Raw genomic sequence first — 24,836 nt, 5'->3', positions numbered from 1 at the left:
ATTGAGTTCCGGCGCCCGGGGGGCGGACGCCTCGCTTCTCGACACTTATGCCGACATGGTCGTTTCGGGGCAGGTGCGTCCCGACCCGGCGCAAAGAGACGTCGCAGGAAAACTTGGCGCTCTGGCTGACCAGCTTGCCGACCTCGAGGCCGGGTCGGGTTCGGTTTTGGCCCAGCTCTTCAGGAAAAAGCGGCAAACGCCCAAGGGGCTCTATATCTGGGGGGATGTGGGGCGCGGCAAGACCATGCTGATGGATCTGTTCTTTGCCTCGGTCCCGATTGCGGCCAAGCGGCGGGTACATTTTCATGAGTTCATGAACGAGGTCCATGAGGCGATTGCCACGTTCCGGGCCCAAAATCCGGGGACCAAGGGCGCGCGCGATCCGATCCCGGCGGTGGCCCGCCCGATCAGCCGCGCGGTACGGCTTTTGTGTTTCGACGAGTTCTTCGTCTCCGATATCACCGATGCGATGTTATTGAGCCGGTTGTTCGAAATCCTCTTCCGGGACGGCGTGGTCGTGGTTGCGACCTCCAATATTCCGCCCGACAGGCTCTACTGGAACGGGCTCAACCGGCAGCTCTTCCTGCCGTTCATCGATCTGCTCAAGGCCCATACCGAAGTGCTCAATCTCGATGCGGCGACCGATTATCGGCGCGAAAAGCTCGATGCACAGGACGTCTACCGTGTCGGCGAAGGACCAGGGATAAGCGCGGAAATGGATGCGCTTTTTGCGCATCTGACCGGCGGGGCGGAGGTCAAGCCGGATGCCCTCGAAAATCTCGGACGCGTGATCGTCGTACCGGCCCAGGCTATGGGCGTGGCGCGGTTTTCCTTTGCCGATCTGTGCGAAAAACCTCTCGGCGCGCGCGATTACCTCAAACTTGCCAATCAGTATCATACGCTGGTCATCGACGGCGTTCCGGTGTTCTCCAAGCTCCGGTCGGATGCGGCCAAGCGGTTTATCCTCCTGATCGATACGCTCTATGACCGGGGGATCAAGCTCGCGGCGAGCTTTGCCGCTCCGCTGGAAAATCTCGCCAAGGACGACAAGACCGCTTTCGAGTTCCAGCGCTGCCTATCCCGTCTCGAGGAGATGCGGTCAGCCGATTATATCGCTCAGCCACTGCGACAGACCGGGCGGACGTAGATTGTTATGGGTCGGAACTTTCCCTGTCGCGGAAAGTGTCAGCCTTGCAGACCCATCAGATTATGGCCGGTCAAGAAATCCGGCTGTTAGACGAAGGGTTCACTTGCGTCCGATTGTCACAAGGGCTAAGAGGGGCGCGGGAAAACCACAACTTTACCTATAGGGAAACTTGGCTATGGCGCGCAGGAAAATCGCTCTCATCGGGGCCGGTCAGATCGGCGGAACGCTGGCACATCTGGTCGCGCTCAAGGAATTGGGCGATGTCGTGCTGTTCGACATTGTCGACGGCGTGCCGCAGGGCAAGGCGCTCGATCTCGCGCAGTCGGGTCCGGTCGAAGGCTACAATGCGAGCCTCAAGGGCACCTCTGAATACAAGGACATCGAAGGCGCGGACGTCGTGGTCGTTACCGCCGGCGTTCCCCGCAAGCCGGGCATGAGCCGCGACGATCTTCTCGAGATCAACCTCAAGGTGATGGAGCAGGTCGGTGCGGGCATCGCCAAATATGCGCCCGAGGCCTTCGTCATCTGCATTACAAACCCGCTCGACGCGATGGTCTGGGCATTGCAGAAATTCTCCGGGTTGCCGACGGCCAAGGTTGTGGGCATGGCCGGTGTGCTCGACAGCGCACGTTTCCGGCATTTCATTGCCGACGAGCTCAATGTTTCGGTGCAGGACGTCACCGCATTCGTAATGGGCGGGCATGGGGACACCATGGTGCCCCTGGCGCGCTATTCCACCGTTGCAGGCATCCCCTTGCCCGACCTCGTCAAGATGGGCTGGATGAGCAAGGAAAAGCTCGATCAGATCATCCAGCGCACACGTGACGGCGGTGCGGAGATCGTGGGTCTTTTAAAGACCGGTTCGGCCTTTTACGCACCTGCAGCCTCGGCCATAGAGATGGCCGAGTGCTATCTCAAGGACAAAAAGCGCATCCTGCCCTCGGCGGCCTATCTCTCGGGCGAGTTCGGGATCAAGGACATGTATGTGGGCGTGCCAGTGGTGATCGGCGCGGCGGGTGTCGAACGCGTTGTCGAGATCGAGCTCAACGGCTCCGAGAAGAAGATGTTCGAGACCTCGGTCGACGCCGTGCTCGGCCTTGTCGAGGCCTGCAAGAAGATCGCTCCCAAGCTGGCCTGATTATCTGCCCGGGCGATCCAGAACGTCCGGGTTCTTTTAAATCCGCTTCCTCTCCTTTCTGTCCGAACCCGGGCGGCGGCATCGTAAAGGATCATTTCCAGAGATGAACATCCACGAATATCAGGCCAAGGAACTCTTGAAATCCTATGGCGCGCCGGTGGCGCAGGGCGTTGCGATCTTTTCGGCGGACGAAGCCGAAGCGGCTGCGAAGTCGCTTCCAGGGCCTCTTTATGTTGTCAAATCCCAAATCCACGCCGGCGGGCGCGGCAAAGGCAAGTTCACCGAGCTTGGACCTGACGCCAAGGGCGGCGTGCGACTGGCGTTCTCGATCGAGGAGGCCGTCGCCCATTCGAGGGAAATGCTTGGCAATACGCTCGTCACCAAGCAGACGGGCGACGCGGGCAAGCAGGTCAACCGGCTCTATATCGAGGATGGCGCCGATATCGCGCGCGAGCTCTATCTTTCGCTGCTGGTCGACCGCACGACGGGCCGGGTGGCCTTCGTTGCCTCGACCGAAGGCGGCATGGATATCGAGACCGTCGCCGAGGAAACGCCCGAAAAGATCCTTACCCTGCCGATCGACCCCGATACCGGGGTGACCGATAGCGATGCCGACAGGCTGGCCGCTTCGCTCAAGCTCGAAGGCAACACCGCCGATCAGGCCAAGAGCGTCTTCAAGCTCTTGTACAAGGCATTCGTCGAAAAGGACATGAGCCTTCTCGAGATCAATCCTTTCATCGTCATGGACAATGGCGACGTCCGCGTGCTCGATGCCAAGGTTTCGTTCGACAACAATGCGCTCTTCCGCCATCCCGACATCGTCGAGCTTCGGGACCTCACCGAAGAGGACGACAAGGAGATCGAGGCCTCCAAGTGGGACCTCGCCTATGTCGCGCTCGACGGCAATATCGGGTGCATGGTCAACGGCGCAGGGCTGGCGATGGCCACGATGGACATCATCAAACTCTATGGTGCCGAACCGGCCAACTTCCTCGACGTGGGGGGCGGGGCCTCGAAGGAAAAAGTGACGGCCGCCTTCAAGATCATCACCGCCGATCCCAACGTCAAAGGTATCCTGGTCAACATCTTTGGTGGGATCATGCGGTGCGACGTGATTGCCGAGGGCGTGATCGCGGCGGTCAAGGACGTCGGGCTCAATGTGCCGCTGGTCGTGCGGCTCGAAGGCACCAGGGTGGCCGAAGGCAAGAAGACCATCGACGAGAGCGGGCTCAACGTGATTTCTGCCGACGATCTCGACGATGCCGCGCAAAAGATCGTCAAGGCAGTAGGGAAGTAGGACCGGTGCCGCCGCGCAAGATCAGCCTCGTTGAGGAAGCCGAAAAGCGGATCGCGAAAGTCTTCGATCCGCACGTCGCCGGCGACGTCAACGAGTCCCAGGTCAAGATCGCCAAGTTCGGCGAGGTTTTCGATTGGCACGCGCACGAGAACGAGGATGAAGCGTTCCTCGTTCTCCGCGGGCGCGTAGCCATCGATTTCCGCGACGGCGTTGTCGAGATGGACGAGGGCGATTTCCTCACCATCCCCAAAACCGTCGAGCACCGGCCGCGTGCCCTCACCCACGAACCCATCGTCCTGATGTTCGAACCAGCGACGACCCTCAATACCGGCAATGCCAGCAACAGCGCGCTGACTGTCACAGAACTCAAGAGACTTTAGGAAACGCAATGTCCATTCTCGTCAACAAAGACACCAAGGTTCTGGTCCAGGGGCTGACCGGCAAGACTGGCACTTTCCATACCGAACAGGCGCTTGCCTATTTCGGCACGCAGATGGTGGGCGGAATCCACCCCAAGAAGGGCGGGGAAAGCTGGGCGTCGGGTGTCGACGGCACGTCGCTTCCCGTTTTTGCCTCGGTGGCCGAGGGCAAGGAAAAGACCGGCGCCAGCGCCTCGGTCATCTATGTGCCGCCTGCTGGCGCTGCCGATGCGATCATCGAGGCCATCGAAGCGGAAATCGATTTGATCGTCTGCATCACCGAAGGGGTGCCGGTGCTCGATATGGTCAAGGTCAAGTCGAGGCTCGAAAAATCCAACTCGCGGCTGATCGGCCCCAACTGCCCGGGCGTGCTGACGCCTGAGGAATGCAAGATCGGTATCATGCCGGGCAATATCTTTTCCAAGGGTTCTGTCGGCATCGTTTCACGCTCGGGCACGTTGACCTATGAGGCAGTGTTCCAGACCACCAATGAAGGGCTGGGGCAGACGACAGCGGTCGGGATCGGCGGCGATCCGGTCAAGGGCACCGAGTTCATCGACGTGCTCGAGATGTTTCTGGCCGACGAGGCAACGAAGTCGATCATCATGATCGGGGAAATCGGGGGTTCGGCGGAAGAAGACGCTGCCCAGTTCCTGATCGATGAAGCAAAGCGCGGCCGGAAAAAGCCGATGGCCGGGTTCATCGCGGGGCTCACCGCGCCAAAGGGCCGCACCATGGGCCATGCCGGGGCGGTGATCTCGGGCGGCAAGGGCGGCGCCGAGGACAAGATCGCGGCGATGGAAGCGGCGGGCATCAAGGTGTCGAAATCGCCCGCGCGCATCGGGGCGACGCTGGTCGAGGTCCTCAAGGGATAGTGATCGAACGCGCCCGCCGATTGTTGGCGGTTAACCGAAACGAGAGGCGGGCGCGGTCATAGTTCCAACCCAATTTGTGGCCCTATGGCGGGCCGGCTGGTTGGATAATAGCGGGGGGATCGGGACCCCCAAGAGAGAAAAATGGCACGACAGGACCAGAACGAAGCGTTCCTCCTTACTTCCTTCCTTTATGGCGGCAATGCCGACTACATCGAGGCGCTTTACGCGCGGTTCAAGGCCGACCCTAAAAGCGTCGAGTCGAGCTGGGCGGAGTTTTTCGGCGGGCTTCCGGATTCAAATGAAGACGTGAAGAAGAACGCCGAAGGGCCGAGCTGGCGGCGCACCGACTGGCCGCGAACCGGGAATGGCGAACTGGTTTCCGCGCTGGACGGGAACTGGGGCGAGATTGCCATCAAGTCGCAAAAGGCAGTGATCGAAAAGGCCAAGGCGGCCGATTCACCGGTTTCGACCGCCGATGTCATGCAGGCGACGCGGGACTCGATCCACGCGATCATGATGATCCGCGCCTACCGCATGCGCGGCCACCTGCACGCCAATCTGGACCCGCTCGGGCTAGAGGTGAGGGAAGAAGCGCCCGAACTCGATCCCGCCGCCTACGGGTTCACCGAGGCGGACTATGCGCGCGAGATTTTCATCGACAACTATCTCGGGCTCGAATTTGCGACCGTGCCGCAGATGCTCGAGATTTTGAAGCGCACCTATTGCGGGACGATGGGCGTCGAGTTCATGCACATCTCCGATCCCGAGGCCAAGGCGTGGATCCAGGAGCGCATCGAGGGCCCCGACAAGGAAATCACCTTCACGAGCAACGGCAAGCGGGCGATTCTCGCCAAGCTCGCCGAAGCCGAAGGATTCGAGAAGTTCCTCGATGTCAAATATACCGGCACCAAGCGGTTCGGGCTCGATGGCGGTGAAGCGCTGATTCCGGCGCTGGAGCAGATCATCAAGCGCGGTGGTGCGCTGGGGGTCAAGGATATCGTTCTCGGGATGCCGCATCGCGGTCGGCTCAACGTCCTGACGCAGGTGATGGGCAAGCCGCACCGGGCGCTCTTTCACGAGTTCAAGGGCGGCGCATTCTACCCCGACGATGTCGAGGGATCGGGTGACGTCAAATACCATCTTGGCGCCTCCTCGGACCGCGAGTTCGACGGCAACAAGGTGCACCTTTCGCTCACCGCCAACCCCTCGCACCTCGAGATCGTCGACCCTGTGGTTCTGGGCAAGGCGCGGGCCAAGCAGGACCAGAATTCGGCCAAGGGGGGCAGGTTTATCGAGGATACGCGCGATACCGACCGCACATCCGTGCTGCCGCTGCTGCTGCATGGCGATGCGGCTTTTGCCGGCCAAGGCGTCGTTGCCGAATGCTTCGGGCTTTCGGGCCTAAAGGGGCATCGTACGGGCGGGTCGATCCATGTGGTGGTCAACAACCAGATCGGGTTCACGACCTCGCCGCACTTCTCGCGCTCCTCGCCCTACCCGACCGATGTCGCCAAGATGATCGAGGCGCCGGTGTTCCACGTCAACGGCGACGATCCCGAGGCTGTGGTCTATGCAGCCAAGATCGCGATCGAGTTCCGCCAGAAATTCGGCAAGCCTGTCGTCATCGACATGTTCTGCTACCGCCGGTTCGGCCACAACGAGGGCGACGAACCGAGCTTCACCCAACCCCTGATGTACAAGGCTATCCGCGGCCACAAGACGACCTTCGAGCTTTATGGCGAGCGGCTGGTCAACGAGGGTGTCGTCAGCCCTGAAGAGGTCGAGCAGATCAAGGCAGATTGGCGGGCACATCTCGAAACCGAGTTCGAATCCGGACAGGATTACCGTCCCAACAAGGCCGACTGGCTCGACGGCGCGTGGAAGAACATAAAGCTCGCCGAAGCTGACGGTCCGCGCCGCGGGATTACCGGGGTCGACGTTTCAAAGCTGCGCGCTCTGGGCGAGAAGATGACCACAGTGCCGCAGGACTTCAATGTCCACCGCACGGTGCAGCGTTTCCTCGACAATCGGAGGAAGGCCATCGCCGAGGGCGAGGGCATCGACTGGGCAACGGCGGAAGCGCTGGCGTTCACTTCGCTGCTCGATGACGGCCACCCGGTACGGCTTTCGGGCCAGGACGTCGAGCGCGGCACCTTCTCCCAGCGCCATACCGTGCTCTACGACCAGGAGAATGAGGCGACCTACACGCCGTTCAACCATATCGGTGAGAATCAGGCGCGTTACGAGGTCATCAACTCGATGCTCTCGGAAGAAGCCGTGCTCGGCTTCGAATACGGCTATTCACTATCCGAACCCAATGCTCTCACCGTCTGGGAGGCGCAGTTCGGCGATTTCGTCAACGGCGCACAAGTGGTGATCGACCAGTTCATCTCATCGGGCGAGCGCAAATGGCTGCGGATGTCGGGGCTCGTGATGCTCCTGCCCCACGGCTATGAAGGGCAGGGGCCAGAGCACTCCTCGGCACGGCCCGAGCGGTTCCTGCAATTGTGCGCCGAGGACAACTTGCAGGTTCTCAATTGCACGACGCCGGCCAACTATTTCCATGCGTTGCGGCGGCAATTGAAACGCGATTTCCGTAAACCCCTGGTGATCTTCACGCCCAAATCGCTCTTGCGGCACAAGCGCGCGGTGTCGGGGCTTAACGAAATGGGCGCCGAGAGCTATTTCCACCGGCTTCTCTGGGACGACGCGGAAGCGCCAGGCCTGCCCAAGACCGACGTAAATCTGGTGTCCGACGACAAGATCCGCCGTGTCATCATCTGTACGGGCAAGGTCTACTACGACCTTCTCGAAGACCGCGAAAAACGCGGGATCAACGATGTGTACCTGATGCGCCTCGAACAGCTCTATCCGTTCCCGGCCAAGGCCCTGATCGACGAGCTTTCGCGCTTCAAGAACGCCGAGGTCGTCTGGTGTCAGGAAGAACCCAAGAACATGGGCGCCTGGGCGTTCGTGCAGCCCTATATCGAATGGGTGCTCGAGCAGATGGGACGTCCGGGCGACCGGCCGCGCTATGTGGGCCGTCCGGCTTCGGCTTCGACGGCGACGGGACTGATGCGCACCCATATCGCGCAGTTGCAGGCCTTTCTCGACGAAGCGTTCGACTGAACAACCGATTGACGGGCGCGCGGCGGCCTCACGCATTTGCCGCGCCCAGATGAGACAAACAAAAGGATACCCAAGAGATGTCCACTGAAGTCCGCGTTCCGACCCTCGGGGAAAGCGTCACCGAAGCCACCATCGGGCAATGGTTCAAGAAGGTGGGCGATGCGGTCGCTGCCGACGAGCCGATTGTCGAGCTTGAAACCGACAAGGTGACCATTGAAGTGCCTGCGCCGGTGTCAGGTACGCTCGAAGCGATCTCGGTCAATGAAGGGGACACGGTCGAGGTGGGCGCGCTGATCGCGGCAATCGCGGCCGGGGCCGCGCCGGCAAAAGCGGTCGAAAAGCCCGCCGAAGCACCAAAAGCCAAGGCAGAGGAGACGCCCAAACCTGCCGCCACGCCAACCAAGACCGAAATGCCACCTGCACCCTCGGCCGCCAAGCTCGCGACCGAAAAAGAGGTCGACACCACCGATGTCGCCGGTTCGGGCAAGCGGGGGCAGGTCCTGAAGGAAGACGTCATGAAGGCGCTCGAGGGCACCGGATCGGCGCCCGCCGCCCAGCCTGCTCCGGCTGCTGCCCGCGCGCCGTCCCAGGGCGAGGATGCGGCCCGCGAAGAGCGGGTCAAGATGACCCGGCTGCGTCAGACTATTGCCAAGCGCTTGAAGGATGCGCAAGCGACCGCCGCCATGCTCACCACCTTCAACGAGGTGGACATGAAGCCGGTCATGGACCTGCGCAACGCCTACAAGGACCTCTTCGAGAAAAAGCACGGCGTCAAGCTCGGCTTCATGGGCTTTTTCACCAAGGCCGTGGTCCATGCGCTCAAGGAAATCCCGGCGGTCAATGCCGAGATCGACGGCACAGACATCATCTACAAGAATTTCGCCCATATCGGGGTCGCGGTCGGGACTGACAAGGGTCTCGTAGTGCCGGTGGTGCGCGATGCCGACCAGATGACGATTGCCGAGATCGAAAAGGAAATCGGCCGGCTCGGCCGCGCAGCCCGCGACGGCCAGCTTTCGATGGCCGACATGCAGGGCGGGACCTTCACCATTTCCAATGGCGGGGTCTATGGTTCGCTGATGTCGACCCCGATCCTCAACGCGCCGCAGTCGGGCATCCTCGGGATGCACAAGATCCAGGAGCGCCCCGTGGTGGTGGACGGACAGATCGCCATCCGCCCGATGATGTATCTGGCGCTCTCATACGATCACCGGATCGTGGACGGCAAGGAAGCGGTGACCTTCCTCGTGCGGGTCAAGGAGAGCCTCGAGGATCCGCAACGGCTGGTGCTCGATCTCTAGGGTTTAGCGGGGAAGCCGCTATGTCCGGCGAACTGAATCTTCTTGTCTGGAGCGTGCCGCTGGTCGCGTTCTATGTCCTCGCGCAGTCAGTTTGTTACCGGCTGCAGCATGGGGTTGTGTTCGCGGGGGGCGCGCGCGACGGTGAAGCGCCGCCGAACGTGCTCAATGGCAGGGCCGAGAGAGCCCTGCGCAACCTGCTCGAAACCTATGCTGTTTTTGTCGCCCTCGTCGTAGCCGTCGAATTGAGCGGGCGCGGCGGCGAGCTGACTTTGTGGGGCGCGCATCTCTACTTTTGGAGTCGCTGGGCCTATCTCCCTCTCTATCTGGCGGGCATACCCTATCTGCGCAGCGCGATCTGGATCGTTTCGGCGGTCGGGTTGATCCTGATGTTTGCCGGGATCGTCGTCTGATCTATCCTCAAAAGATAATGAGCTAAGGAACACCATCATGGCCGACACTTTCGATCTTACCGTTATCGGCACCGGACCGGGCGGCTATGTTTGCGCGGTGCGCGCGGCGCAGTTGGGCATGAAGGTTGCCGTGGTCGAGAAGTGGCCGACGTTCGGCGGCACCTGTCTCAATATCGGCTGCATTCCCTCCAAGGCCTTGCTGCATGTCTCCGAGCTTTTTGAGGAAGCCAGGCACAGCTTCCCCCAACTCGGCATTGAGGTCGATGCGCCAAGAATCAATCTCGAAGCAATGATGGCGCACAAGGACGACGTGGTTGCATCCAACACCAGCGGCATCGAGTATCTGTTCAAGAAAAACAAGATCACGGCGTTTTACGGCACAGGCACAATCGCGGCGGCGGGGAAGGTGACGGTCACTGCCGAAGACGGCACGGTGAGCGAGATCACCACCAAGAACATCGTCATCGCGACGGGTTCTGTGCCGGCGAACCTGCCGGGCATCGAGATCGACGAGGAAAAGATCGTGACGTCGACGGGTGCGCTCGAGCTCGACAAGGTGCCGGGCCATCTTCTGGTGATCGGTGCTGGGGTCATAGGGCTCGAACTCGGTTCAGTCTGGGCGCGGCTTGGGGCGAAGGTGACCGTCGTCGAATTCCTCGATCGCATCCTGCCGGGGATGGATGGCGAGGTCGCCAAGCAGTTCCAGCGGATGCTGTCCAAGCAGGGTTTCGAGTTCAAGCTGGGAACCAAGGTCACGGGAATCGAGAAATCGGACCAGGGCCTTATTGCGCAGATCGAACCGGCTCAGGGCGGGGAAGCGGCGAGCATCGAGGTCGATGTCGCGTTGGTCGCCATTGGGCGCGTGCCTTATACTGAAGGACTTGGGCTCGACGGCGTGGGGGTCGAGCTCGACAAGCGCGGGCGGGTCGTGACCGACGGGCATTACAAGACCAATGTCGATGGCATCTACGCCATTGGCGATGTGATCGCGGGGCCAATGCTGGCGCATAAGGCCGAAGATGAGGGGATCGCAATTGCTGAAATTCTCGCGGGCCAGGCAGGCCACGTCAATTATGGGGTGATCCCGGGGGTCGTCTACACCAGTCCCGAAGTCGCTTCGGTGGGCAAGTCGGAAGACGAACTCAAGGCGGAGGGTGTCGACTACAAGGCCGCCAAGTTCCCCTTCACCGCGAACGGGCGCGCCAAGGCGATGCTGGCGACCGACGGGTTCGTCAAGATTCTCGCGGACAAGGCGACCGATCGGGTGCTGGGCTGTCACATCGTTGGACGTGGCGCGGGCGAGATGATCCACGAGGCTGCGGTACTGATGGAGTTCGGCGGTTCAGCCGAAGATCTCGCCCGCACGTGCCATGCGCATCCAACGATGAGCGAAGCGGTGCGCGAGGCTGCGCTGGGGCTCGGGGACGGTTCGATACACATTTGATCGCACGGGCGCTGCGCCTGTGCTGAAAAGAGAAAGGGCCGCGTCGGTGGGACGCGGCCCTTTTTCATGGGCTGCCGGAAAAGCCTAGGGCTCATAGGTCACGGTGCCGGCGTCGTAGGCGGCACGGCAGTCGGTGGCGTCACGCATGCGATTGCTTTCAAACAGCTCCGATGCGGCTCCGCGACCCTGGAAACGGGGGTCGTCGCACTCGCCGTCATGGGGATAGTCACCTGAATCGTCGCCGAAATTGATACGGAACGAGGAGGACTCGCTTGTCGATCCCGTCGTGTCCGATGACGTTCCGGCGAGCCAGACTTCCCCGGACAGGAACAGCGCGCGGCAATCGCTGGCATCATGGCCGCGGTCTCCGTGCAGCAGGACACTGTCGGTGCCGGGACCATCGAAACGCGGATCGTCACATTTGTCGTTATTGGCATAGTCGCTGGTATCGTCGCCAAAATCGATCTCGTTGACGCCAGCAACAGCAGGGTCGCCCCTCACTCCGGCGAAGGTGATTTCGCCGGCACGATACAAGGTCTCGCAATCGGTGGCATCGGCCATGCGGTCGGCAAAGAGCAGAACGCTGGCCGAACCCGTTCCTTCGAAGCGCGGGTCGTCGCACACGCCGCTATGGGTGTAGTCCCCCGAGTCGTCGCCGAAATCGAGGCTTCCGGTTACCGGTCCGCTGTCTCCGAGATAGATCGAGGGATCGGCCTGGTATGCCGCGCGGCAGTCCGAGGCGTCGGCGAAGCGGTGGCTGTCAAGTCCCCCGCCAAAGCGGGGGTCGTCGCATTCGCCATCGCTGGCCCAGGCGCCCGAATCGTCACCGAAGTCGATGCCGTCGATATCGGACGTCTCGCTTTCGCCGATATAGATCGAGGGATCGGCCTCATAGGCGGCGCGGCAGTCCGTGGCATCGGCGAGGCGGTGGCTTTCAAGTCCGCCGCCGAAGCGCGGGTCATCGCACTCACCGTCGTTGGCCCACGTGCCGGAATCGTCGCCAAAGTCGATGTCTCCGGTGTCAGACACGTCACTCTCGCCGATGTAGATCGAGGGATCTGCCTCATAAGCGGCGCGGCAATCTGTGGCGTCGGCGCGACGATGGCTCTCAAGCCCGCCACCGAAGCGTGGGTCATCGCACTCGCCGTCGTTGGCCCATGAGCCGGAATCGTTGCCAAAGTCGATGTCGCCGTTCGAGCCTCCCTCGCCGATGTAGATCGAGGGATCGTCTTCATAAGCAGCGCGGCAATCTGTGGCGTCGGCGAAGCGGTGGCTCTCAAGCCCGCCACCGAAACGCGGGTCATCGCACTCGCCGTCATTGGCCCATGTACCGGAATCGTCGCCAAAGTCGATGTCTCCAGTGTCGGACACGTCACTCTCGCCGATGTAGATCGAGGAATCTGCCTCATAGGCGGAGCGGCAATCTGTGGCGTCGGCGCGGCGGTGGCTCTCGAGCCCGCCACCAAAACGCGGATCATCGCATTCGCCGTCGTTGGCCCAGGTGCCGGAATCATCTCCGAAATCGATTTCGCCTTCCTCGGGGGCTTCGGATACCTCTGCCTGGTGCTCGGGCGCATCCGTGACCAGGGTCACGGTGCCAGCCTCGAATGCTGTCCGGCAGTCGGTTGCGTCACGCCCTTCGTCGGCCGCTATGCGAACGGCGGCGGCGCCAGTGCCCTCGAAGCGGGGATCGTCGCATTGGCCGTCATTGGCCCAGCGGCTCGTGTCGTCGCCGAAATCGATGGACTGGCTCAGCGCAGGCCAGGATGCCAAAAGGGCAAACGCCACTACGGCGCTGCCCATCAATATGCCCGTTTTCCTCATTTTGCGTCCCCTCAGGCCGCGGCGTTGTCCGGTCTCGGTTTGTGCCGGGTGAGGCGAGTGAACAGCAAAATGCCGAAAATTACCAGTGCCGTTCCGAGCCCGTGAACCAGGGTGAAATCCTCCCCCAGAATGACAACGGCAAGGACGATGGTGACGATGGGTGAGATGTTTCCGAAAACGGCCGTGCGCTCGGCCCCGATGCGCCCGATAGCTGCGGCGATCATGAAGACAGGCAGTACCGTTGCCAGGAGGGCAAGCGCCATAAGCACCATGAGCGTGGACGCGTCGATCGCCAGCGCGGTGATCGGGTGGGTCGATAGGAAATGGGTAAAAACCGCGGCTCCGGCTGCGCTCATCGCTATGCCGGTAAAGAGCTGGGAGCCCAGCGCATCGATCGCGGGTTTGGCAAAGAGCTGGTAGAGCGCATAGGTGACGGCGGCCCCGAGGACCAGAAGGGTCCCAACGAGTACATTCTCACCCTCGATGGCGAGATCCCGGGTAAAGATCACCGCAATGCCGCAATAAGCTATGAGCGCGGCCAAGACCGCCTGCCAAGCGAGCTTGCGGCGGAACAGGATGGCGCCCAAAATCAGGACCATGAAGGGGTACGTGAGCAGGACCAGCCGGTTGAGCTGGGCGGAAATAAAGGCAAGAGCAGCGAAATCGAGATAGCTCGCGCCGTAGTAGCCGAGAATTCCGACGCCCGCCGCAAGAAGAACCGGGCGCATTTCTACCGTCTCCCCCGCATGGCGGCCCCTGCCTCGCTTCCGCGCCGAAAAGCCCATCCAGCCCAGCACCATGAAGGCGGGCGTAGCCAGGATCATGCGCCAGGTGAGGATGGTGACCGGGTCGAGCCCGTCGGCCAGTGCGAGCTTGACGAAAATGCCCTTGGTCGCAAAGAAGGCAGCGCCGAGGGCGGCCAGGGTCAAGCCCCAGGCCTCGTCACGCGGATCGGGAAGGGCGGAGGATGAAGAAGGAGCGGTCATGATAGAGAGGGTCTACACCCCGATTGCAGTTCCCGCCACCGCCGTTTTCATCCTCGGGGGTGCGCGCGGGCGTAGGCTTCGAGCAGCCTTTGGGTATCGACGTGGGTATAGATCTGCGTTGTCGAAAGCGAGGCGTGGCCGAGAAGCTCCTGAATGGCGCGCAGGTCGCCACCCCTGCCCAGAAGATGGGTGGCGAAGGAATGGCGCAGGGCGTGGGGCGTGGCCGATGCCGGAAGTCCGAGTGCGCCGCGCAATTGCTCCACGCGGAGCTGGACGAGGCGGGGCGAGAGTGTGCCGCCGCGCGTGCCTTTGAACATCGGTTCGCTGGCGCCGGTCGCGAAAGGGCAGAGCTTCAAATACTCAGCGATCGCCTCCCTTACGGCGGCGATCAGTGGCACGAGGCGGACGCGGCCGCCCTTGCCGGTAACCCGCAGGCTCTGCCCATCGAGATCGCGGCGCGTGACGGCGAGCGCTTCGGAGATGCGCAGGCCCGCCCCATAGCAGAGCGCGATCACGGCGGCGTCGCGTGCGGCAACCCAGGGCCGGGTCTCCATCTCGTCGACCGTTTCAATGACCGATTTCGCTTCGCTAACGGTCAGCGCCTTGGGCAGTGTTGCAGGCCGTTTGGGGGTGCGGATAACCGAAAGGGCTTCGAGCGCCATGACGCCATTGCGCTCGAGATGGGCGAAAAAGGACTTTATCCCCGAAAGCCCGCGCGCCAGCGAGGTCGACCCGATCCCGACGCGCCGGCGGGCGGCAAGGAAGGCGCGCAGATCGGCGGCCCGCAAGGACTTGAGATCGGCAAGATCGATTGTGCCGCCGATATGGCCGGAAAGAAAAAACATCAACTGATCAAGATCGCGAACATAGGCCTCGACGGTCTTGGGCGACAGGCGGCGGATGGCGGAAAGCTCTTCGAGCCAACCTGCGCGCAAATGTCTGAGGGTTTCGGAAAGGGCGAATCCGGTGTCGGTCATGGCCCGAAGATAGGCCGGTTTTCTTTATAAAGATCGAAGAGTGTCACGTGAGGGTCTGGCCGAATCGCGATTACCGCCTATTGTGGCGCCTCTCTTCCCGTTTTGAGCCCGATGATGTTCGAGCCCGGTTCCATCGTTGCCGTCATGGTCGCCGTTGCCGTGGACAGACCGTATTCCTATCGCGTGCCCGAAGGCATGGTGGTCGAGCGCGGCTCTGTTGTCATCGTGCCGCTGGGTCCGCGTCCGACACTCGGCGTGGTCTGGGGGGCACCCAAGGACAATTTCGCCCACAACCGCACAAAAGACATTGCCCATGTCTTCGATCTGCCACCGCTTCCCGACGAGCTTTTGAAAACCGTCGATTGGGTGTCTCGCTATACGCTTGCCCAGCCGGGTATGGTCCTGCGCGGGGCATTGCGGAGCCGGGAGGCGCTCGATCCGCCACGGCCGATCGTTGCGCTGAGGCGCACCGGGCATGTGCCCGAACGGCTGACGCCGGCGCGGGCGCGGGTGCTCGATTTTTTCGAAGGAGAGGACCATCCCTGGGCCAAGACGGCGCTTGTCGGGGCGAGCGGGGTTTCGGCTTCGGTTATCGACGGGCTGGTGAAGGCCGGGGCACTAGAAGCGGTGGAAATGCCAGCGCCGCCGCCGGTCCTCCCGCCCGAGCCCGATTTTGCGCCGGCAACGCTTTCGGGGGACCAGCAGGCCGCGCTCGAAAAGCTGCGTGCCCACGACAAAGGTGCCGAGGGCGGGTTTTCGGTGGCGCTGCTCGACGGGATAACCGGCTCGGGCAAGACGGAGGTGTTTTTCGAGAGCGTCGCCGACGCGCTCAGGGCCGGCAAGCAGGCGGCGATCATCCTTCCCGAGATCGCCCTCACACACACCTTTCTCGAACGATTTGAAAAACGCTTCGGGCACCGGGCCGCCGAATGGCATTCGGACATGACCCCTGTGCAGCGGGCAAAAGTCTGGCGCGGGGTGTTGAGCGGAGACATCCGGGCGGTGATCGGTGCGCGATCGGCGCTGTTCCTGCCGTTCCGCGAGCTTGGATTGTTCGTGCTTGACGAAGAGCATGACGGGGCGTTCAAGCAGGCGGACAGGGTCAATTATCACGGGCGCGACATGGCCGTGGTGCGCGCTTCGCTCGCCGAGGCGCGGGTTATTCTTTCTTCGGCCACGCCTTCCATCGAGAGCCGTCATAATGCGGAGCACGGGCGTTATGCGCATATAAGGCTGGAAAGCCGGTTCGCCGATGCCGCATTGCCCGACATCTCGGCCATCGACATGCGGGTTGAGGGTCCGGAAAAGGGCCAGTGGATCGCCCCGAGGCTGGCGCGGGCGGTCTTCGATGCGCTCGATAGGGGCGAGCAGGCGCTTTTGTTCCTCAACCGCCGCGGCTATGCGCCGCTCACGCTCTGCCGGGCTTGCGGACATCAATATCAATGCCCTGAATGTTCAACCTGGCTTGTCGAGCACCGATTCAGGGGCGTGCTGATGTGCCATCATTGCGGGCACGAGGAACGTGCGCCGGAGGTTTGCGGGCAATGCGGGGCAACCGATTCCCTCGTGGCGGTGGGGCCGGGCATCGAGCGGGTGGCCGAGGAAGTGGCCGAACGGTTTCCCGGCGCGCGAACCGTGGTGCTTTCCTCTGACATGGGGTCGATGACACAGATCCGCGAGCGATTTTCAGAAATTGCGCGCGGGGATTACGACGTCATTATCGGCACCCAACTCGTTGCCAAGGGCCATCACTTTGAAAAGCTCAGCCTTGTCGGGGTGGTCGACGCCGATCTCGGGCTCGCGCATGGCGATCCTCGCGCGGCGGAAAAGACCTTCCAGATCCTCACGCAGGTGACCGGCCGGGCAGGGCGGGCCAGCCGGTCGGGCAAGGCGCTCCTGCAGACCTACCATCCGGACCACGCCGTCATGCGGGCGATGATTGCGGGGGACCGCGAAGGGTTTTACGCCCATGAGCTCAAGGTGCGCGAGGAGGGCGGGCTGCCCCCGTTCGGAAGGCTCGCGGCGCTTATCATTTCGGGCGAGGATCATACAGAGACGGCCGATTACGCGAGACGGCTGATGGGTTCGGCGCCGCTCGCAAGCGAGGTGCGGCGTTTCGGGCCGGCAGATGCCCCGGTCGCGATGGTCAGGGGGCGGCACCGTGTGCGGATACTGGTCCAGAGTCCCAAGGGTTTCGACCTCTCGGGCTATGTGCGCTTCTGGCTCGAAAATGCCGTTCCGGCGCGGGGGAACCTGAGGGTCCAGGTGGACATCGATCCGATGAGCTTTTATTGAGCGGATCGCATCTGCCCCTTATGCGACATTTGAGCCGCCGCAAATTGGCCAGCTTGGGATTGCGTGCCCGTTTTGGGCATGATAAGGCCAGCCCGAACTTTAGGCGCACCGCGCGTTTGCCGCTGGTGAAGCCCAGGTTCGTCGAGGTATTCACGCCCGTCTCGCATTCATCACCGGCCATCGGGTCCATCCTGTTGAATGAGATGACGGTCAGCAGCGGGGTTTGAGGGCTTGAGCGCTACACTGTCCGTTCTTACCGGGATCGCGCGACCCTATGCGGCAGCGCTTTTCGATCTGGCCAGCGACGCCAAGGCTGTCGAGGCGACCGAAAAGGATCTCGATGCCATTTCCGGTCTCATCGCGTCCTCGGACGATTTTGCCCGGTTTCTCAAAAGCCCAACCATTTCCGCCGATGCCAAGCGCGAGGCGCTCGAGGCGATCCTTGGGAAAGCCAAGACGTCCGAGCTCGTCGCCAACACGCTGCGGCTGGTTGCCAGGAACGGGCGGCTCTTTGCGCTGCCTGCGATCATTGCCGCCTACAAGGCGCTAGCCGCCGAGGCGCGCAACGAGGTGGCGGCGGATGTCGTCTCGGCCACCAAGTTGACTGCGGCGCAGGAAAAAGAGCTCGCCAAGGTTCTCCAGGGCAAACTGGGCAAGGATATCACCCTCAATGCGCGTGTCGATGAAAGCCTCATCGGGGGCCTTGTGGTCAAGGTCGGCTCGAAGATGATCGACACCTCGCTCAAGACAAAACTTTCGGCCATGAAGATCGCCATGAAAGGGATCAGCTAATGGATATCAAGGCTGCGGAAATTTCCGCGATCCTCAAAGACCAGATCAAGGATTTCGGCAAGGAAGCCCAGGTTTCCGAAGTCGGTCAGGTGCTTTCGGTCGGTGACGGTATCGCGCGCGTTTATGGTCTCGATAACGTGCAGGCCGGCGAGTTGGTCGAATTCCCCGGCGGCATCAAGGGCATGGCGCTGAACCTCGAGACCGACAATGTCGGTATCGTTATTTTCGGTGCCGACCGCGACATCAAGGAAGGCGATGTCGTCAAGCGGACCGGCTCGATCGTCGATACCCCGGTGGGCAAGGGCCTTCTCGGGCGCGTTGTCGATGGTCTGGGCAATCCGATCGACGGCAAGGGCCCGATCGAATATACCGAGCGCCGCCGCGTCGACGTCAAGGCCCCGGGCATCCTGCCGCGCAAATCGGTGCACGAGCCGATGTCGACCGGATTGAAGGCCATCGATGCGCTGATCCCCATCGGGCGCGGCCAGCGTGAGCTGGTGATTGGCGACCGTCAGACCGGCAAGACCGCCGTCATTCTCGACACGTTCCTCAACCAGAAGCCCGCGCACGCCGCGGGGGCTGCAGAAAGCGAAAAGCTCTACTGCGTCTACGTGGCCGTCGGGCAGAAGCGCTCGACCGTTGCGCAGTTCGTCAAGGTGCTCGAAGACGCCGGAGCACTCGAATATTCGATCATTGTTGCCGCGACCGCTTCGGACCCCGCGCCGATGCAGTTCCTTGCGCCGTTCACCGGCTGCGCGATCGGCGAATATTTCCGCGACAACGGCATGCATGCCGTGATTGCCTATGACGACCTTTCCAAGCAGGCCGTCGCCTACCGCCAGATGTCTTTGCTGCTGCGCCGTCCTCCCGGGCGCGAAGCCTATCCGGGCGACGTTTTCTATCTCCACTCCCGCCTCCTAGAACGCGCTGCAAAGCTCAACGAGAACCACGGGCTCGGCTCGCTCACCGCACTGCCGGTGATCGAAACGCAGGCCAACGACGTGTCGGCCTATATCCCGACCAACGTGATTTCGATCACCGACGGCCAGATCTTTTTGGAGACCAATCTCTTCTTCCAGGGCATTCGTCCGGCGGTGAACGTGGGTCTTTCGGTTTCGCGCGTGGGCGGTTCGGCCCAGATCAAGGCGATGAAGCAGGTTGCCGGTTCGATCAAGGGCGAGCTCAGCCAGTATCGCGAGATGGCGGCCTTCGCCCAGTTCGGTTCGGACCTCGATGCGGCGACCCAGCGTCTGCTCAACCGCGGCGCACGTCTGACCGAGCTGCTGAAGCAGCCGCAGTTCTCACCTTTGAAGACCGAAGAGCAGGTCGCGGTGATCTTTGCGGGCGTCAACGGCTATCTCGACGACTTGCCGGTGCGTGGCGTGGGAGCGTTCGAAAAGGCGCTTCTGGGTGTATTGCGGTCCAAGCATGCCGATATCCTTGGCGATATCGCCAAGGAAAAGGCGCTCAGCGATTCCATCAAGGAGCGGCTTATTGCAGCACTTGATGCATTCAAGAAGACCTACGCGGCTTAAGGGCCTGTTCGGCACGTCTGGCAAGGAGCATTGAGGCGTCATGCCCTCATTGAAAGACCTCAAGAACCGGATCACCTCGGTCAAATCGACCCAGAAGATCACCAAGGCCATGCAGATGGTCGCCGCGGCCAAGCTCAAGCGGGCCCAGGACGCGGCGGTTGCCGCGCGTCCCTATGCCGAACGCATGGGCACGGTGCTTTCCGGGTTGGCTTCGGCCTGTAAGGGCCGGGAGGGCGCGCCCGCGCTCCTTTCGGGAACAGGAAAGTCCGACGTCCATCTTCTGGTCGTCGCGACGGGGGAACGCGGCCTCGCCGGCGGGTTCAACTCCTCGATCGCGCGGCTGGCGCGCGAAACGGCGAGCAAGCTCGTTGCCGAGGGCAAGACGGTCAAGATCCTGTGCGTGGGCAAGAAGGGCGCCGATATCCTCAAGCGCTCGTTTGCCAGGAACATGCTCGAAACCATCTCGCTGCGCGAGGTCAAGCAGCTCGGCTACACCACCGCGCAGGCCATCGGAGAAAAGGTGCTTGCGATGTACCTCGCGGGCGAATTCGACGTAGCAACGCTGTTTTACGCCGAATTCCGCTCGGTCGTCTCGCAGATCCCAACCGCCAAGCAGCTCATCCCGGCGCAGTTCGACGAAACAACGGGCCAAGAAGGGCTGGCGCGGTACTACGAATACGAGCCCGACGAGGATGCTATCCTTGCCGACCTTCTGCCTCGCAATGTGAGCGTGCAGATTTTCCGCGCGCTGTTGGAGAACAACGCTTCGTTCTTCGGCGCGCAGATGAGTGCGATGGACAGCGCCACCCGCAATGCCGGGGAGATGATCAACAAGCTGACGCTTTCGTACAACCGCCAGCGTCAGGCCCAGATCACCAAGGAACTGATCGAAATTATTTCGGGCGCCGAGGCGCTCTAAGGTAAGGACAGAACACTATGGCAGACAAGAAAATCGGCCGCGTTTCGCAGATTACAGGCGCCGTTGTGGACGTCACCTTCGACGGTCACCTGCCCGCGATTCTCAACGCCCTCGAAGTGGACAACAACGGCAACCGGCTTGTGCTCGAGGTCGCCCAGCATCTGGGCGAAAACGCAGTGCGCACGATTGCCATGGACACGACCGAGGGTTTGGCCCGTGGTGCTGAAGTCGTCGATACGGGCGAATCGATCTCGGTTCCGGTGGGCGACGAGACGCTCGGGCGCATCATGAACGTCATCGGCGAGCCGATCGACGAGGCAGGTCCGGTCAAGACCGCAGGCCGTCGCGGCATTCACCAGGATGCGCCGGCCTTTGTCGATCAGTCCTCCGAAGCACAGATTCTGGTGACCGGCATCAAGGTCGTGGACCTGCTCGCCCCCTACGCCCGTGGCGGCAAGATCGGCCTGTTCGGCGGAGCCGGCGTGGGCAAGACGGTTCTCATCCAGGAACTGATCAACAATGTCGCCAAGGCGCATGGTGGGTATTCGGTGTTCGCCGGTGTGGGCGAGCGCACCCGCGAGGGGAACGACCTTTACCACGAGATGATCGAATCAGGCGTGAACAAAGACCCCAAGGAGCATGGCGGTTCGACCGAAGGCTCCAAGTGTGCGCTGGTTTTCGGCCAGATGAACGAGCCTCCGGGAGCCCGCGCCCGCGTGGCGCTGACCGGACTTACGGTTGCCGAGCATTTCCGTGACCAAGGCCAGGACGTGCTCTTCTTTGTGGACAACATCTTCCGCTTCACCCAGGCCGGTTCGGAAGTGTCGGCGCTTCTGGGCCGTATTCCTTCGGCGGTGGGCTATCAGCCGACGCTGGCGACCGACATGGGCGCCATGCAGGAACGCATCACCACAACCAACAAGGGTTCGATCACCTCGGTGCAGGCCATTTACGTTCCCGCAGACGACCTGACCGATCCGGCGCCGGCGACTTCGTTCGCCCACCTTGACGCAACGACCGTGCTCAACCGCGCAATTTCGGAAAAGGGCATCTATCCTGCGGTGGATCCGCTCGATTCGACATCGCGCATGCTTGATGCGTCCATTGTCGGTGAAGAGCACTACCAGACGGCTCGTGAAGTGCAGGAAATCCTCCAGCGCTACAAGTCGCTCCAGGACATCATCGCGATTCTCGGGATGGACGAATTGTCCGAAGAGGACAAGCTGACCGTGGCCCGTGCCCGCAAGATCGAGCGCTTTATGAGCCAGCCGTTCCATGTGGCCGAGGCCTTTACCGGCGCCCCTGGCATCTATGTGGAACTCGAGGACACCATCAAGGCCTTCAAGGGCCTTGTTGCCGGCGAGTACGACCACCTGCCCGAGCAGGCTTTCTACATGGTCGGTACCATCGAAGATGCGGTCAAGAAGGCCCAGAGGCTGGCGGCAGAAGCTGCATAAGTAAAGGATCGATCTGATGGCCGATGGCGTCAAAGTCGAAATCGTATCGCCCGAAGCGCTGGTTCTCAGCGCCGAAGCCCGCTCGGTGGTCGTGCCGGGGGGCGATGGCTATATGACGGTCATGGGCGATCATGCGCCGGTGATGACCGTATTGAAGCCGGGCTTTGTCACGGTGACCGACCGTACGGGCGCAAGTTCGAGCTTTTTTGTTGCCGGTGGGTTTGCCGATATCTCCGATGCGGGTGTGGCGATCCTCGCCGAAGAGGCCAAGCCTGCCAGTGCGTTCGGCCGAGCAGACGTGGAAGCGCGCATTGCAGCGGCACAGGCTACCCTCGATGCCGCGGTATCCCCCGAGGACAAGGCCCACGCGCAGACCGCGCTCGATACCTGGAAAAACCTGCTGCTCGAGCTTGGAACACTGGGCGCCACGGCGCACTGATCAGGGCAAGTAAATCAAGAATTGTCAAAGGGCGCCTCAGGCGCCCTTTTTTGTTGGCCGCAAAAAGAACGTGATGAAAAAAACGGCAACGTTCACTTAAACAAATTTGCTTAGGGTATGCGTCGATCTCCTTGGGTGGGGGCACGGCATTTCGTCGATAGGAGCCAGGGCTATGCAGGGGCTTACCAGCAAATTCTTCGGTCGCATTCGCATGACGACCATGATCGCCGCGACAGTGGTCGCTGGCGTCGTACTCTCGGTTGGGGCTGTGGTCACTGCCGTTTATGTCAATCTATCCGCCAATTCCGCGAACGTAGCGGTTGCGACGCAGAAGTCCAACATCCGCACTGCCGCCACCGTCTTGGGCGGGATGGGCGGCATCCAGGTAGAGTGGACCGAGGAGGGCGACGTCGGCTCGATCGGAACCTGGGTGATGCCGCGCTTCTACAACCACGATCTTGCTGATTCGATCGCCCGTGTGACCGGCGAAACGACGGCGATCTTCGCATGGAACGCCGAAGCGGGCATTTTCGAGCAAGTTACCGGCTCCATGACCGACGCCAATGGCGAACGTCTCAAGCTCGATCCCGTCGCAGGCGACAGCGACCTTGCCAACCGGGTGAGGGAGGAAGGCGCGGTCTATATCGAGACCGATTTTGCTGGCGAGCACTACTTCTCGGTCTACCAACCGATCAAATATCTCTCGGGCAGCGATGTGCTCGGCCTGCTCTATGTCGGAGTGAACCAAGACGCGATCACAGCTGTCGTTACCGACACGATGAACCTCCTTTTGATGGTGGGCGGCATCGCGGTGGTCGTCATCGGTGGTGTTGCCATCGTTGCTTCGCGGGCGATTTCACGCCCCATTCCCATACTTTCGGGCGTAATGGGCCGGATTGCGGAAAACGAATTCGATCTCGAGGTGCCCTATACCGAGTTCACCAATGAGGTCGGCGACATGGCGCGAGCGGTCGAGGTGTTCCGCCAGAATGGGCTCAAAGTGGCCGAAATGACGGAGGCCGAAGCGGCCAAGATCATCGCCGACGAAGAAGCACGCCGCAAGATGATGGCGGAATTGCAGGACGCTTTCGGCGACGTGGTCAATGCGGCGGTCGCCGGGGACTTCGGCAAGCGGGTCGAAGCAAAATTTGCGGATGCCGAACTCAACGCGCTCGCCGATTCGGTCAATGAACTGGTCCAGACGGTCGATCGCGGTTTGGCCGAGACCGGGACCGTTCTGAGCGCGCTCGCCCAGACCGACCTCACCCGGCGGGTCGAGGGTCATTACGAAGGAGCCTTCGCGCGCCTCAAGCATGATACCAATGCGGTGGCCGAAAAACTTTCCGACATCGTCATGGAACTGCGCGGCACATCGGGTGCCCTCAAAACGGCGACCGGGGAAATCCTTTCGGGGGCCAACGACCTTTCCGAACGTACGACGCGCCAGGCGGCGACCATCGAGGAAACCTCGGCGGCCATGGAGCAATTGGCGACGACCGTCATGGAGAACGCCAAGCGTGCCCAGGAGGCAAGCCAGACGGCAGGAACGGTGACCAATGCAGCCGAAGAGGGCGGGAAGGTCATGGACGAGGCGACCGCGGCGATGGAGCGTATAACGACCTCGTCGGCCAAGGTGTCCGACATCATCAAGATGATCGACGACATTGCCTTTCAGACCAACCTTTTGGCGCTCAATGCCTCGGTCGAGGCTGCGCGGGCCGGAGAAGCCGGCAAGGGCTTTGCCGTGGTCGCCGTTGAAGTCCGGCGGCTGGCGCAATCGGCAGCCGAGGCATCCTCGGAGGTCAAGGCGCTGATCGAGCAGTCGACAAGCGAGGTGAGCGGGGGGTCGAAGCTCGTCGCCCAGGCGGCGGAAAAGTTGATCGCCATGCTCGAAGCGGCGCGCGCCAACACCGCGCAGATGGAAGAAATCGCCCGCCAGAGCCGCGAGCAGGCGTCCTCGATCGAGGAGGTCAATACCGCGGTACGGCAAATGGACGAGATGACCCAGCACAATGCGGCGCTGGTCGAGGAGACCAATGCAGCCATCGCCCAAACCGAGGAGCAGGCCACAGCGCTCGATCGGATCGTCGAGATTTTCCGGCTCGATGGCGGGGCGGCAGCCGCGCCAGCAACCCCCCGCCCGGCGGAGGCGGCGCCTGCTCCGGTCAAAGCCAAGGTCCGGCAGGCCCAGACGGCCTATCTCAGCCAGGGTAATGCTGCAATCGATGCGGACTGGAACGAGTTCTAGCACATCCTGCCGTCGAACCGAAAAGCCGCCCAGTGGGCGGCTTTTTCTTTTTCGCAAGTATGGTCAAGGTTTACGCGCCATTAAGCCGCCAAGGATAACTTATCGACCAAGGATGCAAAACGTCGGTATCGGCTGCGGGGGCAGCGCGAAATCGGGAAACAAATGCGAGCCGCCGACAGGCGGACATGGGCCGCATTGACCGTC

At 61.9% G+C, this 24,836-nt stretch carries 19 protein-coding genes; 16 read left to right on the top strand and 3 right to left on the bottom strand.

Translation table 11 applies throughout. The features are described 5' to 3' along the window. Nucleotide 1: 1 nt before the first annotated feature. From zapE to lpdA, 9 genes are all read left to right on the top strand, one after another. Nucleotides 2-1,147, top strand: coding sequence for a cell division protein ZapE (zapE, locus tag I2G20_RS13140; RefSeq protein ID WP_246473081.1), 1,146 nt, complete (start codon nt 2-4; stop codon nt 1,145-1,147). Between the two features lie 175 nt (nt 1,148-1,322). Next, complete coding sequence (mdh, locus tag I2G20_RS13135; protein WP_196260184.1) at nt 1,323-2,285, top strand: malate dehydrogenase; 963 nt, start codon at nt 1,323-1,325, stop codon at nt 2,283-2,285. 103 nt (nt 2,286-2,388) lie between these two features. Next, a complete protein-coding gene (gene sucC / locus I2G20_RS13130; protein ID WP_196260183.1) occupies nt 2,389-3,582 on the top strand; it encodes an ADP-forming succinate--CoA ligase subunit beta in 1,194 nt (397 codons plus the stop codon). Between the two features lie 5 nt (nt 3,583-3,587). Further along, a complete protein-coding gene (locus tag I2G20_RS17295; protein ID WP_196260182.1) occupies nt 3,588-3,962 on the top strand; it encodes a cupin domain-containing protein in 375 nt (124 codons plus the stop codon). A gap of 8 nt (nt 3,963-3,970) precedes the next feature. Then, entirely contained in the window at nt 3,971-4,876 is a 906-nt protein-coding gene (gene sucD / locus I2G20_RS13120; protein WP_196260181.1) for a succinate--CoA ligase subunit alpha, read from the top strand. A 141-nt stretch (nt 4,877-5,017) separates the two neighbouring features. Beyond that, nucleotides 5,018-8,005 (top strand): 2-oxoglutarate dehydrogenase E1 component, encoded by a 2,988-nt coding sequence (locus I2G20_RS13115; protein WP_196260180.1) that lies wholly within the window; start codon nt 5,018-5,020, stop codon nt 8,003-8,005. A gap of 77 nt (nt 8,006-8,082) precedes the next feature. Next, nucleotides 8,083-9,306 (top strand): 2-oxoglutarate dehydrogenase complex dihydrolipoyllysine-residue succinyltransferase, encoded by a 1,224-nt coding sequence (gene odhB / locus I2G20_RS13110; protein ID WP_196260179.1) that lies wholly within the window; start codon nt 8,083-8,085, stop codon nt 9,304-9,306. A 20-nt stretch (nt 9,307-9,326) separates the two neighbouring features. Beyond that, nucleotides 9,327-9,716 (top strand): MAPEG family protein, encoded by a 390-nt coding sequence (locus I2G20_RS13105; protein ID WP_196260178.1) that lies wholly within the window; start codon nt 9,327-9,329, stop codon nt 9,714-9,716. A gap of 37 nt (nt 9,717-9,753) precedes the next feature. Next, nucleotides 9,754-11,160: a dihydrolipoyl dehydrogenase gene (gene lpdA, locus I2G20_RS13100; RefSeq protein WP_196260177.1), complete on the top strand. Its 1,407-nt coding sequence runs from the start codon at nt 9,754-9,756 to the stop codon at nt 11,158-11,160. Between the two features lie 84 nt (nt 11,161-11,244). Here lpdA and I2G20_RS13095 read toward each other — a convergent pair whose 3' ends face one another. Genes I2G20_RS13095 through I2G20_RS13085 form a run of 3 tightly spaced genes read right to left on the bottom strand, consistent with a single transcriptional unit; the run spans nt 11,245 to nt 14,947 of the window. Then, nucleotides 11,245-12,984, bottom strand: a complete 1,740-nt coding sequence (locus I2G20_RS13095) for a hypothetical protein (protein WP_196260176.1) — start codon at nt 12,982-12,984, stop codon at nt 11,245-11,247. Between the two features lie 11 nt (nt 12,985-12,995). Then, complete coding sequence (locus I2G20_RS13090; RefSeq protein ID WP_196260175.1) at nt 12,996-13,970, bottom strand: DMT family transporter; 975 nt, start codon at nt 13,968-13,970, stop codon at nt 12,996-12,998. Nucleotides 13,971-14,017: 47 nt separating this feature from the next. Next, nucleotides 14,018-14,947, bottom strand: coding sequence for a tyrosine recombinase XerC (locus tag I2G20_RS13085; protein ID WP_196260174.1), 930 nt, complete (start codon nt 14,945-14,947; stop codon nt 14,018-14,020). 114 nt (nt 14,948-15,061) lie between these two features. Between I2G20_RS13085 and I2G20_RS13080 the strand changes: the two genes are divergently transcribed. The 7 genes from I2G20_RS13080 to I2G20_RS13050 all read left to right on the top strand — a co-directional run bounded on the left by I2G20_RS13080 (nt 15,062) and on the right by I2G20_RS13050 (nt 24,632). After that, nucleotides 15,062-17,242 carry a primosomal protein N' gene (locus I2G20_RS13080; protein WP_207747637.1) on the top strand — a complete coding sequence of 727 codons (2,181 nt, stop codon included), beginning with the start codon at nt 15,062-15,064 and terminating at the stop codon, nt 17,240-17,242. A 231-nt stretch (nt 17,243-17,473) separates the two neighbouring features. Further along, complete coding sequence (locus I2G20_RS13075; protein ID WP_196260172.1) at nt 17,474-18,034, top strand: F0F1 ATP synthase subunit delta; 561 nt, start codon at nt 17,474-17,476, stop codon at nt 18,032-18,034. Next, nucleotides 18,034-19,569, top strand: a complete 1,536-nt coding sequence (gene atpA / locus I2G20_RS13070; protein ID WP_196260171.1) for a F0F1 ATP synthase subunit alpha — start codon at nt 18,034-18,036, stop codon at nt 19,567-19,569. The genes I2G20_RS13075 and atpA overlap by 1 nt, the downstream gene beginning before the upstream one ends. A 40-nt stretch (nt 19,570-19,609) precedes the next feature. Beyond that, nucleotides 19,610-20,488: a F0F1 ATP synthase subunit gamma gene (locus I2G20_RS13065; protein ID WP_196260170.1), complete on the top strand. Its 879-nt coding sequence runs from the start codon at nt 19,610-19,612 to the stop codon at nt 20,486-20,488. Nucleotides 20,489-20,505: 17 nt separating this feature from the next. Then, entirely contained in the window at nt 20,506-21,945 is a 1,440-nt protein-coding gene (gene atpD, locus I2G20_RS13060; protein WP_196260169.1) for a F0F1 ATP synthase subunit beta, read from the top strand. Nucleotides 21,946-21,961: 16 nt separating this feature from the next. After that, entirely contained in the window at nt 21,962-22,384 is a 423-nt protein-coding gene (locus I2G20_RS13055; RefSeq protein WP_196260168.1) for a F0F1 ATP synthase subunit epsilon, read from the top strand. A 172-nt stretch (nt 22,385-22,556) separates the two neighbouring features. After that, on the top strand, nt 22,557-24,632 hold the full coding sequence (locus I2G20_RS13050) for a methyl-accepting chemotaxis protein (protein WP_246473080.1): 2,076 nt from the start codon (nt 22,557-22,559) through the stop codon (nt 24,630-24,632). Nucleotides 24,633-24,836 lie beyond the last annotated feature (204 nt).

Source organism: Pelagibacterium limicola, from assembly GCF_015694405.1.
GTDB classification, from domain to species: Bacteria; Pseudomonadota; Alphaproteobacteria; order Rhizobiales; family Devosiaceae; genus Pelagibacterium; species Pelagibacterium limicola.
The sequence above is the reverse complement of the archived record's forward strand: the minus strand, read 5'-3'. Positions and strand labels throughout refer to the sequence as shown.